Below are 21475 nucleotides of genomic sequence, written 5' to 3'. Positions count from 1 at the left end.
AATGTATCTGTAGAAGTAGAAAATAGAACAGGCGCCGACTCGCCGGCGCCTGTGTAAACTCGTCGCAAATTACGCGAGGACGGCCTCAATGTCATGTAAGATGTCTTCATTGAGCGTGATGCCAGAAGCCTTCACGTTCTCGACGACCTGCTCAGGACGGCTTGCGCCAATTAATGCACTCGCCACATTGGGCTGCCGGAGCACCCATGCGAGCGCTAGTTGCGGCAGGCTGAGTTCCGCTTTCGTGGCGATGGCGGACAATTGTTCGACTTTGTCGAGGACGTCTTCCGTGAGTCTGCCTTCCAGGAAGCGATTTACACCTGGTGTCGCAGCACGTGAACCTTCCGGCGCTTGTGCACCTTTGCGGTATTTTCCGGTCAACACGCCCTGTGCGAGCGGCGAGAAGACGACTTGTCCGATGCCTGCGTCCTCGCAGATGGGAATGACCGCTTGCTCGATATATCGCTCGAACATATTGTAAATCGGCTGGCTGGCTGCGAATTTATGCAATTGAAGTTCTTTTTGAAGCGACACGCCGGCCGCAATTTTATCGGCTGGCCATTCACTGAGGCCCCCGTAGAGCACTTTCCCTTGCGTGATGAGGTCATCGAGTGCGCGCAGGCTCTCTTCGAGGTCTGTGTCCGGGTCAAAGCGATGAAAGTAGAAGATGTCGATGTAGTCGACGCCGAGTGCCTTGAGGCTCTTTTCCACCTGGGCCATGATATGCTTGCGGCTCAGGCCTCTGTCGTTGGGACCGTCGCCGACGGGCCAGAAAGCTTTCGTCGTGATGACGTAGCTGTCGCGCGCATACGGTTTCAGTGCTTCTTGCATCACTTCTTCAGCGGCGTGCGGTTGTGCACCGTACACGTTCGCGCAGTCGAAGTGGTTGATACCGAGCTCATACGCCTGCTTGACACACGCGATGGCCCGTTCCTTCTCGGTCACCGTCCCATATGTAAGCCAGCTGCCGAGTGCAATTTCCGAAACTTTAAGACCACTCTTACCAAGTCTGCGATACTCCATGTAATCGACACCTCCAAGGGTATTCTACTGAACGAAAGGAAGTGTATGCAATGTCCATAGCGCCACTTCTTGCGATGGGTGAACGAACAAGCTCCACGAACTTTGGTTACTATCGCACGTGTGGTAAGCTATGGGCACTGAGCCTACGCACTGAAGCGCGGCAGTATTTTTGATGAGGTGACCAGATGGCAGCGAATAAGCAGTATAAGCACGAACCAGAGATGCAGTTGATCAAAGGCGCTCGATACGAGGCGATTGTCCATACGGGACTTGGCGAGTTTACGATTGAACTGTTGGCGAACGAGGCGCCGAAAACCGTCAACAACTTCGTCTTTCTCGCGCGTGACGGCTACTATGACGACGTGATTTTCCACCGCGTCATTCGTGAATTTATGATTCAGGGTGGGGACCCGACAGGTACTGGCCGCGGCGGCCCAGGGTACCGGTTCGCGGACGAATTGCCACCGGCGTTGCCCTATGAGCCAGGTGTGGTCGCCATGGCGAATGCTGGGCCGAACACGAACGGATCGCAATTTTTCGTATGCACTGGCGAGATGAGCCGCAACTTGAATCAGCAGCCGAACTACACTGTGTTTGGTCGGGTGACCTCCGGGATGGACACGGTGATGGCGATTGCCTCGCAGCCTGTCCAGCGCGGCGCGATGGGAGAGCCGAGTCAACCTGTCGATCCGGTACATATTCAATCGGTCGAAATCGTAGAGTATACTGCCTAGTTTCTCAGGTGGGCAGGCATCCGTCCATTCGTTTTCCCTCTCGCGCCATAGAGTAAAGCAAACGCGCGAGGGGGGAAGTAAGGTTGGCAAACATTCGTGCTTTGGCGATGAGACACATCGGTCGACCGGTGGTTGTCCATTCGGTTTATGGCGTTCACCGCGGTGTTTTACACCATGTCGACCAGAATGGAATGTACTTGCGCTTATACCAAGGCGGCGGCCGGACCGTTAGCGCTTCCGAGAAACTGTCTGTGAAGACACTCGACTCGGTTGGCGGGAAGAATGTGGACGCCGAAGAAGTCTTTTGGCCACTGTTCTTCATTCCGTTTGCCGCTGCGCTCGCGTTGAGCCCTTGGGCGTGGGGCTGGGGCTGGGGCCCGTACTGGTAAAGATTCGTGGCGCATGCGCTGGAGGGATAGGCGGTTCGCTTTGCCGCGTATCCCCCACAGTCGCGGCGCTTCGATGCAGAAAGGAGGACAAGCCGTGTCCGCAAAAACCGCGTTTGTGACGTCCGCTGGCAAGGGACTCGGGCACGCCATGGTGTTGTCCTTGGCGAGAGCAGGTTGGAACGTCTCGTTTACATACGGCGAGAGTGCAGAGGAAGCCAGGCAACTGGTCGAGCAGGTGCAGGGCGAAGGGGGAAGCGCATTCGCCATCCACTGTGACTTGTTTGATAGAACTTCCGTTCTTCAGGCGATAACGGCGGCAAAAGCGCAGTTTGCCTCGATTGATGCACTGATTCACAACTTTGGCCCGTTTGTGTTCGAACGGAAACCGCTCGCGGATTATGACGAGGATATGTGGCAGCGGATGATGCACGGAAACCTCACCAATTTCTTTTGGCTGTACACAGAGCTCATCCACGATATGCGAAGCCGCCGCTTTGGCCGCCTCATAACCGTCGGCTACGACGGCGCGGGGGAGGCGCGCGGTTGGCGCTTTCGAGCCGCATACGCGGCAGCAAAAGCCGGGTTGGCGGCGCTCACGAGATCGGTTGCGAGAGAAGAACGAGCGTACGGGATTACGGCGAATATGGTTTGTCCTGGCGATATCCGCGGCGGTGACAAAATGAAAATGTTTGAAGACGTCGCCGGAGAGTTGACAGAAGAAGGGCTACGCCCGCCAGTGGGCGAGGATATTGCTCGGGCAGTGACTTGGCTTTGTCATCCAGACAGCCAAGAGGTGAACGGCACGGTGCTCGAGGTGACCGGCGCCCGAGAAATTTTGGCGCGCGACGCACTGACGACAAATCGGGCGGGCTTGCAGAAGTGATTTCTGCTGACCCGCCCAAATTTTTTACTCCGTGTCTTGCTGCTCTTCGTCTGGCGTGCTCTTCATCGTCTTGCGGACGGAGCTCGTGACGCGCCACGTCAGATAGAGCGCGAACAGCACGGCGAGCGCGAAATAGAGTTCACTCTGGCGCACAAGGAACCTCCTCACGAACAGTGGTCATGATGGTTCATCACTGTACGCTAATTTTTCCGTTTTTTGTCTCCAGATATACGGATATTGAGGTGGTCACATCGTCTGTCATTTCTTTCGTGCGAAAACTGGACGAATTGCGGCGATGTTCGGAAGTGTCACTGACGTCCAGGTCTGGGTGGCTGATTTGTACCGTACCTGCGGCGGTTACCGCCTTCCCACGCACGGGTGTATCGACAGGAATCCCCCGTACTTGGATAGAGCCATTGCGCGATTCGGCGTAGACTTCTTTTGTGCGCGCAGACAACGAGTCGTGTAGCACAATCGATCCGTTCTGTGTCGTCGTCCGCAAAATGTCCGCCTCTCCGTGGTGGACGTGAATTTGTCCATTGGTGGATTCTACGTTGATTGTCGTAGCGCACGCACGGTTGATAAAGATATCGCCGTTGCGGGTTTCCACAGTGATATTGTCCAGTGTCTCGGGGACGTAGACATCGATACGGATGCCACCGACACGCGTCCCGTCGACGCGGTGAAGAAACCGCAAATCGACCTGGTGCTCGGTTTCGCTGATGACCATCGCTTGTTCCAGTAACTCTTTGGCCTTGTCCTGTTCGTCGGCTCGAACATCTGCCTGAACGTACAGGCGGATATGTGGTGCGGACCAGCGCTCGACGCGGACGCGACCATTGCTGGCGTTTACCCGCAGTGCCTGTATATCTGTGGCGAATTCCCGTTCAACGGCGGTAGCAATGTGGTCACCAAACGATAAATTGGCGAGATTCGTCTCCAGCCCTCGGCGCAGTTCGGTCATACTTTGCGCAATGACACTCGACAGTTGTGAGCCGATGCTTTTCAAATCGTTGGTCGCCTTGTCCCAGGAAGCTCTGCCTTCTGATTTGTCCTTTGATTTTTCCTGCAGTGCGTCAAGTAATAAATCCGCTTGCTCGACCGTGAGTTTCCCCTCTGCCACGAGTTCGAGAATTTTTAGTCTCTCTTGCATCATTCGATTCAGCCCTTTCGCAATTTCTCTAGTGTCTCCTCAAAACTGAGTTCGCCGTGTTCAAACTGTACGATGGCGTCGAGTCCGGTGGATGATTCTTCTGGCTTAGATGGATGGTAGCCGAGATGTTGAATCACTTCGTCGAGGCGCGCGCGAACAGTGGGATAGGAAATGCCCAGTTCTCGTTCGACTTCGCGAATATTGCCGCGGCACTTCAGGAAGACCTCGACAAAATGGAGTTGCTGCGCGGTCAAGTGGAGAATTGGGCTGACAGTGAAGTGCCCTTGCACCTGTGTATCGCACACGGGACAGTGAAGTTGGGTCACTTGCATTGCGGAGTCACATGCCGGGCAACGCAACGGAACTTTTGACACTGAATCACCACTCCTCAAAATCGTTTAGTTTTATGTTAACATATTCAAAGTAAAAATAAACATCGATGATAAATTGGCAGATCTAAAAAAATTCCGATTCGGCGGTTGCTTTATGACATAATAGACCTACGGAGGGGTGTGTCATGGAAGTGACTTCAATCGGAGTCGTGGGCGCCGGACTGACGGGGAGGGGAATCGCACAGGCCGCTGCTACGAAAGGCTATGATGTGTTTTTATACGATATCGATGCGGATGCAGTGGATGGTGCGCTATTCCAAATCGGCCGGCGTCTGGCGTCGGAAGCGCGCAAAGCGAGAATTTCCCAAGATGAGAGCGAGCGCGTAATTCGGCGCATCCGGGCTTGTACAGATTTGGACATGCTTCGAGATGTTCATCTCATTATTGAAGCAGTGCCCGAGAAGATGGAGACGAAACAAGCGGTTTTTCGCGAGTTGAGCCAGATTTGCTCGCCGCGGACAATATTTGCGACCAACACGTCAGGGTTGTCTATCACGGAATTGGCAAGCGCCACGGATAGACCGGAATCATTTATCGGTATGCATTTTTTCCATCCAGTTCCCGTGATGAAACTTGTCGAGTTGATTCCCGGCAGTGAGACAAACCAAGAGACGTTGGATGCAGCGAAAGCCGTTTGTGAGCGGATGGGCAAGCAGTGTATTGAAGTGAAAGAGGCCCCGCTGTTCGTCGTCAATCGCATTCTCGTGCCGATGCTGAACGAGGCCATCTTTGTCCTGCAGGAGGGATTGGCAACGGCCGAGGATATCGATACCGGCATGCGACTAGGCGCCAACCACCCAATTGGGCCGCTGGCGCTGGCGGACATGGTCGGATTGGACACGTTGCTCGAAACCGCGTCCACGTTGCATCGGGAGACGGGCGACACGAAGTACCGCCCGCCGCAATTGCTGCGACAAATGGTGCGTGCAGGTAAGCTCGGACGCAAATCAGGCGTCGGCTTTTATGACTACCGCGACGGAGTTTAATCCGTGGCGGTCGTTGTTTTTTTCCAGTCGTCGTAGGTCTGTTGCATCGACGCCGCAGAGGCGGCGAGTGCCTGGTGTTCGTCGTCCGTCAGTGGCAGTTCGAGGATTTGCTCGACGCCTCGGTGCGATAGACGAACAGGCAAGCCGATAAATACGTTTTCGTGCAGGCCGTAGGCGCCGTTACTTCGCACGGAAACCGGCAACAGATGACCTGTGGGGGATTTTAAGGCATCAATCATGGTTACCACGGCGTGCGCAGGGGTTACGGATGCACCATGCGTTTTGAACTTCTCCATAATTTCACCGCCGCCAAAGCGCGTGCGGTGAACGGCGTTTGCCCATTGGTCGTCTGTCAGGAAATGACTCGCTGGAATTCCGCCGATGGAGGCGAATTCGCGTACGGGCACCATGTGGTCGCCGTGGCCGCCCAGGACCATCGATGTAATTTGTTTGTGACTGATTCCTGTTAACTGGTGAATCATATGGGATAAGCGCGCACTATCGAGAATGCCGCCTTGCGCCATCACGCGGTGTTCGGGAAACCCTGTTTCTTCGAAGACGATGCGCGCGAGGATGTCGGCGGGATTCGTCAGGACAATGACGGTTGCGTTTGGGCTTAGGGCGCTAACGGATCGACTGATTTGCTGCATCACCTTTGCGTTGGTGGCTAACAAGTCTTCGCGGCTGAGCCCTGGTTTTCGACCAATACCGGCGGTAATCACCACGACGTCGGAATCTGCTGCCAACGCGGCTTCGGCGCCACCGATGACCTGCGTATCGGAACCGAGTAGAACGCCTGACTGACCGATATCCAGTGCTTTGCCTTCGGCTAGGTCTTGTTGGACATCAATCAACGCCACAGTTCCATAACCTCTTTGTACGAGCAGTTCGGCAATCTCTCCGCCTGTCCCCCCGGCACCGAACACACTGATTTTCCACCCGTTTTGCATTGTGACTCCCCCATTCTTGCGGCGCCGTGACAAACACTCGGGCCTTGTGAAGCATGATTTGATGTGTTCACAGGCTTTGCTGTTGCGCCAACCGATTACGACAGTTCAACCAAGCCCGTTTTGCGCCAACCTTTCGGATACAAGTTGTTGATGCGTCCTGGTACTGCTTTGCCCCATCCCAAACATAGACCCGCATGCTCCACGACGACGAACCCCTTCATTTGTGTCGGATTGGCGAGCGCATCCCCGGCGATAAACCGGATGGCCTCCTGTTCGTCTACCGCTACCGTGCGGACAAAATCGCTTGGGTGACCGCGCAGTGCTAGGCCGTGCAGCGGTTCGATCCGGTTCGCCCCCCGCTTCGCCAACGGCGTCCCTGGCCGCAGCACGCGAATTCCTGAAAATGGAAGATCCCTGAGTTCATCACTAAAATAGATATCCTTATGCAGAAGTGGTTTCTGAATCGACATCTCCGAACTGGCATAGACGTCGGCGAACCACGTTTCGAATTCCGCGTTGGATGATAGCGAAGTTCGTCTTGACGCCGCCTTCTTGTGCGTGGAACGTGGATGTACGTCGATTCCTGCGGGCAGGTGATGTCTCCTGGTGTCGCCCTCTGGCTTGCGTAAACGGGCGACGAAATGTCCCTCTCCGCGTGCCCGATGTGGCCAGAGACGACGTGTGCGCAGCAAGCTATCGCGACCATCCGCGAAATCGGGTCGCCCCGGTGACCAGTGTGGCAGGTCTGGCAGTTCTTCTACGGACATCCCGAACGTGTCCTCCAGCCAGGCGACAATCTGCTCATTTTCCATTGGGTTAAACGTGCACGTCGAGTAAATCAGGCGACCGCCAGGGCGCAGCATGGACACCGCAGACGTGAGAATGTCCTGTTGGCGCGCCGCGCAACGCGTTGGTGCATCGTCTGACCACTGTGCGAGCGCGGATGGGTCTTTTCGAAACATGCCTTCTCCTGAGCACGGTGCGTCGACCAAAATGGCGTCAAACGCATCTGGCCATGCCGCCCCAAGCTCGGCTGGAGATGCGTTGGTCACGGCTGCTGCTGTCCCCATTCGCTCGAGGTTTTCCGCCAGGATGCGGACTCTTGCCGGGTGGATTTCGTTGGCGACAAGCTGTCCGAGCTCTTTTTGCAGTCGCGCGATGGCTGTGGTTTTGCCGCCGGGGGCTGCGCAGAGATCGAGAATGCGTTCGCCAGGCTGTGGGTCCAAAGCTCGTGCAATGGCCATGGCGGACGGCTCTTGAATATAGAACGCGCCGACCTCGTGGTATACTGTCCGGCCGAGTGCAGATTCCTGGTCGATATAGAACCCAAAAGGCATCCACGGGATGGGCCCGGTTAAGTGGGGCTGTACCGCAGGAGGAATTGGGCTGGACGTTTGCGATGTTTCGGATATAGACCACTTATCAACTCGCACGCCGCGCGTCGGAGTTTCGCGAAATGCCGCGACAAAATCAGCCCACTCGGCACCAAGGAGTGGTTTCATCATCTCGACAAATGCCTTTGGCAACTGCAATGGATTCTGTCCCTTCCACCAAGTTCATGTCGTATTCGTCATTTATCTTCTCCTTAGCATACCACGGTGGATGACGCGTGAAAGCTTCGAGCGATGAAGCATCCTGGTGGGCCGGTGAAAAACACGTTTTGAAACTCAAGATTGCTTCTTAATGAAAACACCATATGAAGTGATAATTTCCTTTGTGTCTTGACCGACTTTCTCTGGGGCATCTACGACTTCATTACTTGGGAAAGCAACCTCCTGGCAACGCCTTGGAAACGGCTTAGGATTGCGCGTTTGGGCGTACGTCTGTATATTGGTACGGGGTGAATCCCTGGACTTGTCCAATGCCACTTCCATGCATGAACTTCTATGCACTACACTTCCATGCATTATGCGCATGCACTTTTACGATAGAGAGGATTGAATGGATATGTTGACACAACCGACGAAGGAACTCGTGACCGTTCCAAACCCACACCCAAATCGCGTCTACACGGTGGAAATGGAGTGTGCCGAATTTACCACACTGTGCCCGATGACCGGACAACCTGATTTCGCAACAATTTATATCCAATATCAGCCTGCTGAAAAGATTGTGGAGCTCAAGTCGCTGAAATTGTATCTCTGGAGCTTCCGCAACGAGGCAAATTACCACGAGGCATGCATCAATCGCATCCTTGATGATTTTGTTGCGGTCAGCCAACCGCGGTATGCGAAAGTGGTCGGCGATTTTACGATTCGCGGAGGCATTCACACGAAGGTTACGGTCGAATACACCGCTTAAGTGCGAAAGTTGCACACAACTGTACTTCCCCACAGCACATCAGTAGGTGGGTTGTGGGGAAGACAGCGTGCTTCTGAAGTTGTTTCCTGTGTACTCTCCTCTTTTCTTTTTGATCCACCGGAAACAGCGTCCGATTTCTCATTCCCCATCGGCGTCCGGCATCTCCTCAGATGGCTTGTGTGTCACAATCGAAGAGATGCGATTTTGGTCGTCGACGAACACCACCTTTGCTTCGAGGGCATTCCATTCCTCGTCATCCATCCAACCCATGGAGAGCACGATGATTTTATCGCCGGGTTGAAATAACCGCGCCGGTGGACCGTTGAGACATACTGCGCCGCTGCCTTTGCCGCCGGCAATCGCATATGTGTGCCACAATTGCCCGTTCGATAAGTTTGTAATTTGCACCAGCTCGTAAGGGCGGATGTCTGCCGCCTGCATCAGGAGCGGATCGAGCGTAATACTCCCCATATAATTTAAATCCGCCTGGGTGACGGTCAGTCGGTGTAGTTTCCCCTTGCAAATTTTTCTCAGCACTTTCTGCACCTCCCGTAATACTTGGAATGTTTATTAGACAGGAGCATTGACCCGCCACAATCGACCCTACATATAATGTGCTGGGCATTGCATCGAGGTGATGAAGTGGTGGCAGGTTCGACAGGATATATTGGTGTGGCAACAACCGCTTTGCCAAGGAAGCGGCAAATTGCAGGAAAGTCCATTACCCGACCGTCGATGCAGTATATTCGGTTGGCGCATAACGCATTCGGCCGTGGGGCGCATCTGTATCTGTTTGATCCACAAAAAGTGGATTGGTCCACTGGGCAGGTGCGGGCCTGGGTTCCGGTGAATCCCGCCGAACCCAGAGGAAATTGGGTGTTGAGGATACAACGACTGCCAGATGTCATTTATGAAAATGTGTATGTCCACCTGGCCGTCAAAGGGTACTCGGACACATTGCGCCGCGAGGCGAGAAAACGTCGCATTCCTTTGTACAATCCTGTGTTGCCAGGAAAGTGGCGCATGATTGAAGTTCTGCGTTCCAACGACATGCTGGAGTTCACACCGGAAACGGAGCGTCTGCGCAGTGTGTCGCAGGGGATGCAGCGAGTCGCGCAGTGGGGCGTCGTCTACATCAAGCCAATCGGCGGTTATGGTGGGATGGATGTAGCGCGTGTGGAGCGCTTGGGGCCGAATCAGTACCGCGTCAGTGTCGATAGGACGAAGCGGCAGACCGCACAAATGCGCATGACGATAAGCGAACCGCAACTTCGTCACTGGATTGAGCGCCGTTTACAGCGTCCTCATATTGTTCAGCGCGGTCTCAACTTGATGTCTGTGAATGGGCGCAAGGTGGATTTTCGCGTCGTGCTCCATCGTGACGGGTTTGGCGATTGGCAACTCGTCGGCATCATTCCAAAAATTGCCCAGCGAGACGGTGTTGTCACGAATATTATCGCGGGCGGCGAGCGCACGGATGTTGATAAACTCAGCGCCATGGCCGCACGTGAAGGCAAGCGAATCCCTGTTGAAGAACTGGAGTCGCGGGCCAAGCAAATCGCCTTGGTCTTGTCTCGCAGGCATCCAACGGTGGGATTGGTTGGTTTTGATATGGCGGTCGAGGAAAACGGAAAAGTGTCGATGATTGAAATGAACCCGAAGCCCGCTAGGTCGCTGCTCTCGGTGCCGATGTTGGAACAGCTTGCCAGCTACACGGTTGGCTTTGCGCTCTTTCTTGCGCGGCGCAACCGAAAGTCTGGCGGTGTGACGGGTTCACCTGGCCATCGCGAAGAAGCAGCACGGATGTTTGTCGGCGGGCGGGCAGGACGCTGAAGTGTGAGGGTCCATCGTCGAAATGGGCCCTCTTTTGGGAAGCGATCGATTTTGTCGAGTTTCCTCGAACGGGCGCAACGATTACAATGTAGGAGAGCGATTGACCTATCGAAGTTGCAGCCCATATGAAGGGAAGATGGCATGAACGGTCAAATCATGCACAGGGGCGCCAGAGAGCACACGAGACGACGCGGGATGCACTTGTTTTGCTTGCAGTCTCTCATTCGCTTCTTTTGCGGCGCGGTACTGGCCCTTGTGGCACCTACGACGGTGCTTGCAGCCACGGCGGACAAGCCCACGATGTATATGAGCGCGACCGCCGGGTATGGCGGTTATTATATTCAGCAAGATTGGGTTCCTGTTGCGGTGACGATTCACCATGTCGGCGCGAAAGAGGACGCGACACTGACTGTGCAGGTCGGCGATGCGCTGGTCGGAGGACGACGTTTGGGCGGGGGGCTTACGTGGCACGTGCAACTTCCTGCAAACGGTTGGGTGACGACGGAGATTGACGTCCCCGGTGTCGTCCTCGCAAAGGGCGCGTCGGTGACGTGTTCAGCAAATGGACAACCGCTCTATACAGCCGCACTCAACGGCAATTCGGTCAATCACGTCGCGCTGGTCGCCGTGTTGGCGAATAGTAGTCAATCGACGCAGTTTTTGGCGGGATCGAGCACAACTGTAAACCCTGTGTTACCCGTGGCGCTAAACCCAGATTTGGTGCCCACGTCCGTCAATTTGCTGAGCGGCCTGACGGCAGTCGTGACGACGGTCGACACCTTGTCGCGGTTGTCTGTGGCACAACAAGAGGCGCTGTACAACTGGGTGGAACTCGGCGGCCTGCTCGTCCTGTCGGGTACCGGCCAGGCGCCGGCCAAGTGGCAGTCGAGCGTGCCGTTGAAGCCAGGTGCGGAGGAAGCAGTTCCTGGGACGCTTATCGCCCAGTTTGCGAATAGTGCGGGGTTAGATGCGAATGTGCCGGTTCAAGTTGGCGGTATCGCCGCGACAGCGAGGTTGTGGGCTGGCAGCAACCAGCGGCCGCTCTTGGCGAGCGAGAATTTGGGGAGGGGCCAGGTCTGGCAGACTGCTTTTTCGCCGATGGATCCGAACTTGCTAGGATGGTCGGGCAATCCACTGTTGTGGACGGCGATTTTCAAGGATGGCGTCGCTGGGTCAGGTTCTGGCCTCGCGCATCTGTTTAGTGACTCGGTGGCGCAGAATCTCGCGTCTGTCGGCGATGCATTGGCGCCGCTGCGCGTCCCTTCGCTGCCTGTGTTTGCGGTCGTTTTTGCGGTGTATCTGCTCGTGATTGGACCCGTTTTGTTTCTCGTGTTGCGCAGATTTCGCCGCGCGCACTTTGCGTGGGGGCTGCTGCCTATCTTCAGCGGGATCACGACGGTCGGGATTTATCTGTTTGGTGGCACCGAGCGGCCGAGTGGGCTGTTGATGGACGGTGTTGGCGTCTTAGATCTGAGCGGCGACGGCAAGGCGGAATCCTATGGCGTCGAGGCGATTATGTCCCCGTATCCAGGCGGACTCGATTTCTCGTTGCCAAGTCAAACGCTCGCCGTGCCATTGTCTGTGAACGATGTCCTGCCCTTAACCGATGCGGCGGTACATTATGGAAACGCGGATACGAATGTGCAGTTTCGCAATGTTGGTCGCTGGCACGTTCGGTACGTGTACGCTGCACATCTGGATAATCACAGTGGACAGATTGACACGAACCTGAGCAGCGCCTACGGTTTGCTCTTTGGTACTTTGACGAACGATACGCCATATCCACTCGATCACGTCGCGATTGTCTGGCAAGACCACATGTATCACCTCGGCAGCATGAAGCCGGGGCAGACAGTAGAGTTAGACCCCACGTCGGGAACGACGACAAAGCAGTGGATCTCGGATTATGGCACGTACAACCGGGACTTGACCCATGGCATTGGGCGGTCACTGGGAGCGTATTTAGGCCAGTTCTCCTCCAGTGTGGCCACGGAATCGGACGATGCGGAAAATGCGAGTGCGATGGTCATCGCGACCACGGACAAGCGCACGTCGATGTTGCCTACACCGACTGTTGCGCAAGATGTGAGCAGTGATAAAACGCTTGTCCTTGTACGTCAATATGCGGATGTGAACCCGGGCATAGGAGGTCCGTTGCCGTGATTCTCACACAAAACCTTGTGAAGCGGTATGGCAAGATGGTCGCCGTGAACGAGATGAACCTCTCTGTCGAACGGGGGACGGTGTTTGGGCTGGTCGGGGAGAACGGCGCGGGTAAGACGTCTACCTTGTCGATGTTGGCCACGCTGTCGACTCCGACGGACGGTTACGCCTATATCAATGGGTACGAGGTATCGCGTAATCCTCGTGAGGTGCGCAGGTCGATTGGCTATATGCCGGACTCCTTTGGCGTCTACGACGAACTCACGGTGATGGAGTACTTGCGATTTTTTGCGGATTGTTACGACGTAGATAGGCGCTTGGTGCGCTCACGGGCCGAGGAACTCCTCGAACGCGTGCGCCTCACAGATAAGCGCAATACCTACGTGAACGCGCTGTCGCGAGGCATGCAGCAGCGTTTGGAAATCGCTCGCTGTCTGATGCACGACCCTGAGGTTTTGATACTGGACGAGCCGTCATCCGGGCTTGATCCCAGATCTCGCTTGGAGATGCGCGCTGTCTTGCAAGGGCTTCGGGACATGGGCAAGACCATTGTCATTAGTACGCACATTTTGCACGAACTGGCGGAGGTGGCCGACGAAATTGGCATCTTGCGCAAGGGGGAACTGGTCGCTGTCGCCGCGATTCAGGTCATGTTGCAACACTCGAACGCTTATCGCACGCTCGTCTTATGTTCACAGGGAGATGACGATGCGATGACGCGTGTGTTGGCAGAGGACAAACAGGTACTGCAGGTGGAGCGTGGACGTACGGGGATCGAGGTGCTCTACGCAGGGACGCATACGCAGCAGGCAGCGCTGTTGACGCGGCTGGTCGAAGCGGGCGTGCGTCTGACTCAGTTTACGGAGAAGCCGACAGATATTGAAGATTTGTTTTTACGGCTCTCGGCTGTGCAGGAGGGAATGTGAGCATGCGGACCAACCCGCTATTGGAAAAAGAATTTCGACAACGGATGCGGACCATGCGCACACCTGTGATTATCACGGGATACGTCCTTTGCATGGTGATATTGACGTTTTTCTTGCTCTATGAAAATGTCCAGGGACAGCTATATCTTGTGCAGCCGACGAAGAGCCAGCAGGTGTTTGTCATTTTGAGTCTGCTGCAGATGGTCGTCGTGGCTTTTCTCACACCCGCCTTTGCGGCGGGGGCTGTCAGTGGCGAGCGTGAGCGCAAGACCCTGGCGGTTCTCCTCACGACCCCATTGTCGCCGATTGGCATCCTGCTTGGTAAGATTCTCTCTTCGAGCGCGCTGTTGGTGCTTTTGGTCGTTGTCACCCTGCCCGTGTACAGCTTGGTGTTCCTGTACGGCGGGGCCGTACCACAGGAGTTAATTGCGGTCTTAGGCTTTCAATTGTTCACCATTGTCATGATTGCGACGCTGTGTGTGTTGTTCTCGACGATCGCCTTGCGCTCGACCTGGAGCACGGTGCTTTGTTATGGCACGGTTTCTGTGATGATGGTGGTGTTCGGTGCGGTGGGGTATGGGTTGAAGATGATGTATCAGCAAAACCCCATTGAGTTGTTCAGCCTGCATTGGGCGAACTTTATTCTGGCACTCAATCCGCTCTACGTGGAGGCTTCGCTTGAAGGGGCGGTGACGGGAACAGGACGAGATTGGCTGACGTTTATTTGGTTTTATGTCGTCGTGAATCTCGTGTTGCTCATTCCAAGCCTCTGGCGCTTGCGCCCGCAGTGGTTTTCGCGACTGCCTGGCGGCAGGAGCCATACTGAAAAGCAGTACCAATAGACGCTAGGGATTCGCGTGTGAACAACGCATGTTTCGGAAAAGGCGGTAGACTGGCCCGACTTGTCATATTCCAGACGGCATCCGCGTACGGTCTAAGGACAGGCGTGATTTGGTCTGGAGGGATCTGGCTTGGTACTGGTCGTGCAAATGATTTTTTCGTTGGCCATGATTCTGTTTGGTGCGGAATTGTTCACCAACTCGATTGAATGGCTGGGCCGCAAGCTCGGGTTAGGCCAGGGTGCTGTCGGCAGCGTTTTGGCTGCAGTCGGCACTGCACTTCCAGAGACGGCCGTGCCGATTACCGCTATCGTCTTTAGTCAGTCTCACCAGGCTGAGCAAGTGGGCATTGGGGGCATTCTTGGTGCGCCCTTTTTGCTCGCGACGCTTGGCTCACTCGTGATGGCCTGTGCGCTGATCTCCTTTCGCTCAAAATCGACCGGATATCTCCTGCACGTGGGAAAGTCATCTTATCAGCGGGATAGCGTGTGTTTTCTCGTGGCTTACGCGCTTGCGATGTTTGCGGGCCTCGTGCCCACGGAGATGACCCATCAAATCATCCCCCTGTTACTCATCGGGGTTTACATTGTCTTTATCGTGTTATCGGTGAGTGATAAATCGGACAGACTTGAATCGGATGAACTAAAGCCCCTATATATTCAACGGAAAACAACGACCCCCAGCCTCACGGTCGTCTTTGTCCAATTGTTCATCGCCTTGGCTCTGATTGTCGGTGGCGCACATACGCTCACGGGTGGCGTCGAACGGATTGCTGTGCGCGTGGGGATGCCGACGTTCGTCCTGTCGGCGCTCATCATTCCGCTCGCGACTGAATTGCCGGAGACGCTCAACAGCGTGGTGTGGATCCGCCAAGGCAAAGACAGTCTCGCCTCTGGCAACATTACGGGCGCCATGGTCTTTCAAAGCACACTTGTACCGGCCATTGGCATTTGGATGACGCCGTGGAACTTCACGTCGGATGCGTTACTCACAGCCATTCTCACGCTTTGCGCGGCACTTTTCACCTTCTTGATGTACCGACTATACAACCGCTTGACACCCTGGATGTTGCTCGTTTCGTCGTCACTGTATTGGGTGTTGCCGATGCAAACGATGGCCTCGCGCTACGGAATGCACCGCTTTTATTGGATTTTCGGACTGCTCATCACTGCGAGTCTGTTATTGGCCTTCATTTCTGACAGGCGGGCTAACAAACTGCGCTATTAGCCGTTTGAGCTGCTGTTGGTGGTGGCGGTTCGGCATGTCGCTTTTGGGCATTTGTTGGTCTGCGCGATATATGTTCGACGCCTGATTGTGGTACAATAAATCCTGTGGTCATTTATAGAAGGGAGCGAGAATATTGGCAACGCAAAAGGTAACAGATGCCGACTTCGCGTCGTTTATTCAATCCGATAAACCTGTCCTGGTGGATTTCTGGGCTACATGGTGTGGGCCTTGCAAAATGATGGCACCTGTTCTCGAAGAGGTGTCAGACGAATATGCTGACAAGCTGGTCGTTGGCAAGCTGGATGTGGACGAAAACCCACAGACTGCGGGTCAATTTGGTATCATGAGCATCCCGACATTGTTGGTGTTCAAGGACGGTCAAGTCGTCAAGCAATTGATTGGTTATAAGCCGAAGGATGACTTGGTTGCGCAATTGAGCGACGTCATTTAAGTCACTGAAGTCAGAAGGTGTTCATAAATCGAATCGAGGAGCCATTCCGTGTGCGGGATGGCTCCTTTCGTGTTGGTTTAATAGACGTCGCTTTGCCAAGCGTAGAGCCCGCGTGGAATGGTCTGTTTAGCGTGGTTGGCTTCGTCTATCACCTTTTTGGCGAGATCGACAATCCGACAGGAGTATCCCCACTCGTTGTCGTACCACGCGAGGACTTTGACTGTGTGATTTTCCATCACGATGGTCGATAAGCTATCCACAATGGCCGAATGTTCGTCGCCATTAAAATCGATAGATACGAGTGGTTCGTGACAGATGTCGAGGATGCCGCGCAGAGAACCCAGTGCCGCCTGTTGTAACACGGCGTGAACCATCTCGACGTCGACGTCGGTTTGTAATCCCAACACGGCGTCGACAATTGAGACGTTTGGCGTCGGTACGCGCAGTGCCAGCCCATGAAGGCGTCCAGCGAGTTCCGGGATGACCTGTCCAATTGCTTTGGCAGCGCCGGTTCCTGTCGGGATGATGGATTGGGTGCATGCGCGAGCGCGGCGAAGGTCGTGATGTGGATTGTCCTGATTGAGTTGATCATTTGTGTACGCGTGAACCGTTGTGACTAATCCACTTTCTATCCCAAACGCTTGATGCAGAACGTGGATGATCGGAGCTAAGGCATTGGTCGTACACGATCCGCCCGAGAGAATGTGATGACGACTGTCGTCGTAGACGTGGTCGTTAACGCCCATAATCACGGTCAAATCCGCCCCGGTTTCCCCTTTCATCGGGGCTGTGACAATCACCTTTTTCGCCCCTTGTTCAAGGTGAATGGCGGCGCCCTCATATGTGCGATATGCGCCGGTCGCCTCGATGACGATGTCTACCCCGACCGCTTCCCAATCGAGCGCATGTGCGTCTCTGGTGGAGAAAAATTGGATTTCCCGCCCATTGACGACACATCCGCGGGCGGTCGCCTGAATCGGTATAGACCAGGGGCCGTGGATGGAATCGTGCTTTACGAGATGCACGAGCGTGGCGGGATCCGCCGTACCGTTGACTGCGACGACGTCGAGATTCAGTTCTAGCGCCTTGCGAAATACCATGCGTCCAATTCGCCCAAAGCCATTGATGCCAATTCGACCTTTCATATGAAGAACCGCCCCTCGCTGTAATGTTGTCGGTTGTGAAGTAATCCGTTATACAGATGCGAAACCTCACTTTAATGACACGCTATATAAATAAATAACACATCATAAATAGAAATGGTATGTACGAATTGTGTTGAGTTTTTGAATTGTTCATTTTGCATCGGCTGTTTGCGTAGGAAAATCGCTTGAAATAAGCTGATCGGCAAGTGGTTTGGCGGAATGAAAGATGCAAATGTCGAATATTTGTGACTTCACAAATTACATTTATGATGTATTATAATGCTCAAATCGAAATATACGATGTCATAAATGGTGGTGGAGACATGTTCGTATGCGCTGCAGATGCCGTCTTCGTGTGCCAGTGTGGTGGTTTGGCCGCGGCAATTCAGTTGGGGTTGGGGGGAGGTCTCGATGAGCGATCCACTACCGGTCGTCTACGTGGTGTCTGATTCGGCCGGTGAGACGGCAGAGGCGGTGGTTCGAGCTGCAGCCAGCCAGTTCAATCACGGCCGCCTCGTCCTTCGCAGGGTGGCCAATGTACACGAACTGTCGGTGATTGAGGATACGCTGTTGCGCGCGGTAGAGGAAGGTGCCGTCGTCGCGTTTACGATTGTCGTGTCGCAGCTTAAGGAGTATTTGCGCACGCGTGCGGAGCAGTTAGGTATCTCGACAGTGGATATTTTAAGCCCGATGATGTGCGCACTGGAAACGGTGATTGGTCAACCGCCCTACGCGAAGCCTGGGCTCGTGCATCAACTTGATGCGGAGTACTTTCGGCGAATTGAGGCGATTGAGTTTGCTGTGAAATATGACGATGGGCGAGAGGCGCGCGGATTGCATCAAGCGGACGTCGTTTTGGTCGGCGTATCTCGAACTTCCAAGACGCCTTTGAGTATCTATCTCGCACATAAGGGACTGAAAGTGGCAAATGTCCCTTTGGTGCCTGAAGTAAATCCGAGCGCGATAGTCAATCTGCCGGCAAAAGAGAAGATCTTTGGATTGACCATCCGCCCCGACAAACTGGCGCTTGTTCGTCAGGAGCGGCTGAAGATGATGGGGCTTGGCGTCGAAGCCAGTTATGCGAGCTACGAACGAATTTTAGATGAACTCGAGTTTGCGGAGTCTGTGATGAAACGATTGAACTGTCCTGTCGTCGACGTGAGTGACAAGGCTGTCGAGGAGACAGCGGCAATTATTTTGGAATGGATGGGTCGAGGGGAGCGATATCTGTGAACAAGTGGGCATACGCGTTTGCTGAAATTGAAGATTTGGACAAATACATGTTGGGCGGGAAAGGTGCCAGTCTTGCGGAGATGACGCGCGCGGGTCTGCCGGTACCGCCGGGATTTGTCATTACGACGCGCGCTTGTCATGCGTTTCGGGAGCACGGTGGTGCGCTGCTGCCCGATATGGTGGATGAGATTGCACAGGAGATTCGCAAGCTGGAACGTGTCACGGGAAAAGGATTCGGTGCGGCAGATAATCCGTTGTTGGTGTCTGTTCGAAGTGGCGCGCCGATTTCTATGCCGGGTATGATGGACACGGTGCTCAATCTGGGCTTGAACGACAGCACAGTCGTTGGCTTGGCAAAGAAGACCGCGAATGCGCGCTTTGCCTACGATTCCTATCGCCGTTTTATCCAGATGTTCGGCGACGTCGTCCTAGGAATTCCCCACTACAAGTTCGAGCAAATATTGACGGACGTCAAGCAACAGGAAAACGTCGCAGTGGATCAGCACCTGACCGAAGATGCGCTCCAGCGGATCGTGGCCTCGTACCTCGATTTGGTGGAACAAGAGACGGAGCGCCCGTTCCCACAGGATCCTATCGAGCAGTTACATCATGCGATTGGCGCAGTCTTTGGCTCATGGGATAATCCGCGGGCTGTCGTTTACCGACAAATTCACAATATTCCAGACACCTTGGGGACAGCTGTGAACGTTCAGTCCATGGTGTTTGGCAACATGGGGGAGGATTCCGGTACAGGGGTCGCCTTTACCCGCAACCCCTCGACTGGCGAACGAGGCGTCTTTGGAGAATACCTGACCAACGCCCAGGGGGAAGACGTGGTCGCGGGGATTCGCACGCCGAAGCCCATTGCGGAAATGGCGCGGGATTTGCCGGAGATTTACGAGCAATTCCTCGGCGTGTGCCGACAGTTGGAGGAACATTACCGGGATGTGCAAGACATTGAATTTACCGTCGAGCAAGGCACATTGTATATGTTGCAGACGAGGAGCGCGAAGCGCACCGCACAAGCGGCCGTGAAAATCGCCGTCGACTTGGTGAATGAAGGACTCATTACGCGGGAGACGGCGTTGTTGCGGGTTGATCCGGATCAACTCGTCCAACTCCTGCACCCTGCCATCGACGAACGCGCTGCGACAACGACGCTCGCGACGGGCTTACCTGCGTCGCCAGGGGCCGCGTGGGGGCGCGTGGTGTTTGATGCGGATGACGCTGCACAGTGGGTGAAAAACGGCGAGCAGGTGCTTCTCGTGCGCACGGAGACCACGCCGGAGGACATTCACGGGATTCAGGCGGCTGCTGGAATTCTCACCAGCCGTGGCGGCATGACAAGTCATGCGGCTGTTGTGGCGCGGGGCATGGGGAAACCGTGCGTGTGTGGATGCGACGCGCTGACGATTGACCCGTCGAATCGGGCGTGTGTGATTGGCCATCAGGTGGTCAAGGAAGGGGACATCGTCTCCATTGACGGCGCCACGGGACGCGTATTTTTGGGCGCGGTGCCCGTTCGCGAGCCGGAGCTGTCGGAGGAATTCAAGACTTTGCTGCAGTGGGCGGACGAAAGTCGCACGCTGAACGTTCGGGCGAACGCAGACAATCCAGAGGACGCGTCGCGGGCTCGGGCATTTGGCGCCGAGGGCATCGGCCTTTGTCGGACGGAGCACATGTTCATGTCGGCAGATAGAGTCCCTGTCGTGCAGTCGATGATTTTGGCAGGCAGCACCGCAGAACGCGAGCAGGCGCTCGAGCGGTTGCTACCTATGCAGCAAGGAGACTTCTATGGCATTCTCAAGGCCATGGACGGTTTGCCTGTCACGATTCGCTTACTCGATCCGCCCCTGCACGAATTCTTACCGAGCCTGGAGGAATTAATCGCCCGACGCGCCACGCTGTTGGCCTACCTGGATAACCCGACGGCCTCCGACTCAGACGCCGACGATGCGCGGGTGCAGCGCCTCAATGCGGAGTTGGCGGAGTTGGCGGAGGTTGAAACGCTGCTCGCAAAGGTGCGCGCGCTACACGAATTGAACCCGATGCTCGGCCACCGTGGCTGCCGACTAGGGCTTACGTTCCCGGAGATTTACGAGATGCAGGCGCGCGCCATTTTTCAGGCGACCGCGCAGCTCTTGCAGGAAGGCTTGCACCCGATGCCAGAGGTGATGATTCCACTTGTGGGACACGTCGAGGAATTGCGGCGGATGCGTGCGCTAGTTGAACGCGTGGCGCGTCAAGTGGCGACTGAACAGGGGATCGAGCTACATTGTCCCATCGGGACCATGATTGAGGTGCCGCGTGCAGCACTGACGGCGAACGAAATTGCCACAGAGGCGGAATTCTTCTCGTTTGGCACGAATGACTTGACGCAGACGACCTTTGGCTATAGCCGTGACGACGCAGAGGGGAAATTCCTGCAGACGTACTTGCACGAAAAGGTGCTATTGGAGAACCCGTTTGCCGTGCTCGATGTCGACGGCGTTGGCGCGCTCGTCGCGATTGCTGCAGAGAAAGGGCGCCATGTTCGGCCTAACTTAAAACTGGGCATCTGTGGCGAACACGGCGGTGAAAAGCACTCCATCGCGTTCTGTCACGACAACCAACTTAATTACGTGAGCTGCTCGCCGTTTCGCGTACCTATCGCTCGGCTGGCCGCTGCACACGCGGCGATTCAGCAAACGAGACGTGAGTCAGTATCAGACGAGGGCGCGATGGCACGCGTGGTCTTGTCCCGATAAATGCTTTCATCCGGCGTATTTTGCCGCTGAGGACATGGGGCACTGTTTCCCCTGATAGCTGGTGTATACTGAAGTACGACGAAAAGAATTTGCGCGAAGC

20 protein-coding genes and 1 pseudogene are annotated in these 21475 nt (G+C 55.1%); 13 read left to right on the top strand and 8 right to left on the bottom strand.

The genetic code is table 11. The features are described 5' to 3' along the window. Positions 1–69: 69 nt before the first annotated feature. The gene (locus tag K1I37_RS15755) at positions 70–1023 is read right to left on the bottom strand and encodes an aldo/keto reductase family protein (RefSeq protein ID WP_021298256.1); all 954 of its coding nucleotides are present in this window, start codon (positions 1021–1023) and stop codon (positions 70–72) included. 185 nt (positions 1024–1208) lie between these two features. On the opposite strand from K1I37_RS15755, the gene K1I37_RS15750 reads away from it, so the two are divergent. The 3 genes from K1I37_RS15750 (at position 1209) to K1I37_RS15740 (ending at position 3029) form a co-directional block, all read left to right on the top strand. Further along, positions 1209–1757, top strand: a complete 549-nt coding sequence (locus K1I37_RS15750; RefSeq protein WP_021298255.1) for a peptidylprolyl isomerase — start codon at positions 1209–1211, stop codon at positions 1755–1757. Between the two features lie 83 nt (positions 1758–1840). Next, entirely contained in the window at positions 1841–2146 is a 306-nt protein-coding gene (locus tag K1I37_RS15745) for a hypothetical protein (RefSeq protein WP_021298254.1), read from the top strand. A 94-nt stretch (positions 2147–2240) separates the two neighbouring features. Then, on the top strand, positions 2241–3029 hold the full coding sequence (locus K1I37_RS15740; RefSeq protein ID WP_021298253.1) for an SDR family NAD(P)-dependent oxidoreductase: 789 nt from the start codon (positions 2241–2243) through the stop codon (positions 3027–3029). Positions 3030–3053: 24 nt separating this feature from the next. Here the strand turns inward: K1I37_RS15740 and K1I37_RS21580 are convergent, their stop codons facing one another. From K1I37_RS21580 to K1I37_RS15730, 3 genes are read right to left on the bottom strand one after another with little or no spacing between them, the layout of a single operon-like run. Continuing rightward, positions 3054–3182 (bottom strand): hypothetical protein, encoded by a 129-nt coding sequence (locus K1I37_RS21580; RefSeq protein ID WP_021298252.1) that lies wholly within the window; start codon positions 3180–3182, stop codon positions 3054–3056. Between the two features lie 37 nt (positions 3183–3219). After that, positions 3220–4185 (bottom strand): SHOCT-like domain-containing protein, encoded by a 966-nt coding sequence (locus K1I37_RS15735; RefSeq protein WP_021298251.1) that lies wholly within the window; start codon positions 4183–4185, stop codon positions 3220–3222. A 5-nt stretch (positions 4186–4190) separates the two neighbouring features. Beyond that, complete coding sequence (locus K1I37_RS15730) at positions 4191–4556, bottom strand: DUF2089 domain-containing protein (RefSeq protein WP_021298250.1); 366 nt, start codon at positions 4554–4556, stop codon at positions 4191–4193. A gap of 143 nt (positions 4557–4699) precedes the next feature. On the opposite strand from K1I37_RS15730, the gene K1I37_RS15725 reads away from it, so the two are divergent. After that, positions 4700–5560 (top strand): 3-hydroxyacyl-CoA dehydrogenase family protein, encoded by an 861-nt coding sequence (locus tag K1I37_RS15725; RefSeq protein WP_021298249.1) that lies wholly within the window; start codon positions 4700–4702, stop codon positions 5558–5560. Here the strand turns inward: K1I37_RS15725 and K1I37_RS15720 are convergent. Next, the gene (locus K1I37_RS15720) at positions 5557–6510 is read right to left on the bottom strand and encodes a malate dehydrogenase (protein WP_021298248.1); all 954 of its coding nucleotides are present in this window, start codon (positions 6508–6510) and stop codon (positions 5557–5559) included. The genes K1I37_RS15725 and K1I37_RS15720 overlap by 4 nt on opposite strands. Before the next feature lie 95 nt (positions 6511–6605). Next, entirely contained in the window at positions 6606–8042 is a 1437-nt protein-coding gene (locus K1I37_RS15715; protein WP_021298247.1) for a methyltransferase RsmF C-terminal domain-like protein, read from the bottom strand. A gap of 415 nt (positions 8043–8457) precedes the next feature. Between K1I37_RS15715 and queF the strand changes: the two are divergent. Beyond that, positions 8458–8802, top strand: a pseudogene (gene queF, locus K1I37_RS15710) (preQ(1) synthase); the annotation flags it as partial. A 147-nt stretch (positions 8803–8949) separates the two neighbouring features. On the opposite strand, the gene panD reads toward queF, so the two are convergent. Then, positions 8950–9348, bottom strand: coding sequence for an aspartate 1-decarboxylase (gene panD, locus K1I37_RS15705; protein ID WP_021298245.1), 399 nt, complete (start codon positions 9346–9348; stop codon positions 8950–8952). A 108-nt stretch (positions 9349–9456) separates the two neighbouring features. Between panD and K1I37_RS15700 the strand changes: the two genes are divergently transcribed. The 6 genes from K1I37_RS15700 to trxA all read left to right on the top strand — a co-directional run bounded on the left by K1I37_RS15700 (position 9457) and on the right by trxA (position 16250). Then, positions 9457–10644, top strand: a complete 1188-nt coding sequence (locus K1I37_RS15700; RefSeq protein WP_021298244.1) for a YheC/YheD family endospore coat-associated protein — start codon at positions 9457–9459, stop codon at positions 10642–10644. Between the two features lie 141 nt (positions 10645–10785). After that, on the top strand, positions 10786–12807 hold the full coding sequence (locus K1I37_RS15695) for a hypothetical protein (RefSeq protein WP_152498867.1): 2022 nt from the start codon (positions 10786–10788) through the stop codon (positions 12805–12807). Next, positions 12804–13733, top strand: coding sequence for an ABC transporter ATP-binding protein (locus K1I37_RS15690; protein WP_021298242.1), 930 nt, complete (start codon positions 12804–12806; stop codon positions 13731–13733). The genes K1I37_RS15695 and K1I37_RS15690 overlap by 4 nt, the downstream gene beginning before the upstream one ends. A gap of 2 nt (positions 13734–13735) precedes the next feature. After that, a complete protein-coding gene (locus K1I37_RS15685; RefSeq protein ID WP_021298241.1) occupies positions 13736–14575 on the top strand; it encodes an ABC transporter permease in 840 nt (279 codons plus the stop codon). 129 nt (positions 14576–14704) lie between these two features. Further along, on the top strand, positions 14705–15799 hold the full coding sequence (locus tag K1I37_RS15680) for a sodium:calcium antiporter (RefSeq protein ID WP_021298240.1): 1095 nt from the start codon (positions 14705–14707) through the stop codon (positions 15797–15799). Between the two features lie 133 nt (positions 15800–15932). Further along, complete coding sequence (gene trxA, locus K1I37_RS15675; protein WP_021298239.1) at positions 15933–16250, top strand: thioredoxin; 318 nt, start codon at positions 15933–15935, stop codon at positions 16248–16250. Between the two features lie 77 nt (positions 16251–16327). Here trxA and gap read toward each other — a convergent pair whose 3' ends face one another. Beyond that, entirely contained in the window at positions 16328–17395 is a 1068-nt protein-coding gene (gap, locus tag K1I37_RS15670) for a type I glyceraldehyde-3-phosphate dehydrogenase (RefSeq protein WP_021298238.1), read from the bottom strand. A 411-nt stretch (positions 17396–17806) separates the two neighbouring features. On the opposite strand from gap, the gene K1I37_RS15665 reads away from it, so the two are divergent. Both K1I37_RS15665 and ppdK read left to right on the top strand, forming a co-directional pair. After that, a complete protein-coding gene (locus tag K1I37_RS15665) occupies positions 17807–18628 on the top strand; it encodes a pyruvate, water dikinase regulatory protein (protein WP_021298237.1) in 822 nt (273 codons plus the stop codon). Next, positions 18625–21375 (top strand): pyruvate, phosphate dikinase, encoded by a 2751-nt coding sequence (gene ppdK, locus K1I37_RS15660; RefSeq protein WP_021298236.1) that lies wholly within the window; start codon positions 18625–18627, stop codon positions 21373–21375. The genes K1I37_RS15665 and ppdK overlap by 4 nt, the downstream gene beginning before the upstream one ends. Positions 21376–21475 lie beyond the last annotated feature (100 nt).

Origin of the sequence: Alicyclobacillus acidoterrestris, assembly GCF_022674245.1 — a bacterium.
In the GTDB taxonomy this organism is placed as follows: domain Bacteria; phylum Bacillota; class Bacilli; order Alicyclobacillales; family Alicyclobacillaceae; genus Alicyclobacillus; species Alicyclobacillus acidoterrestris.
The sequence above is the reverse complement of the archived record's forward strand: the minus strand, read 5'-3'. Positions and strand labels throughout refer to the sequence as shown.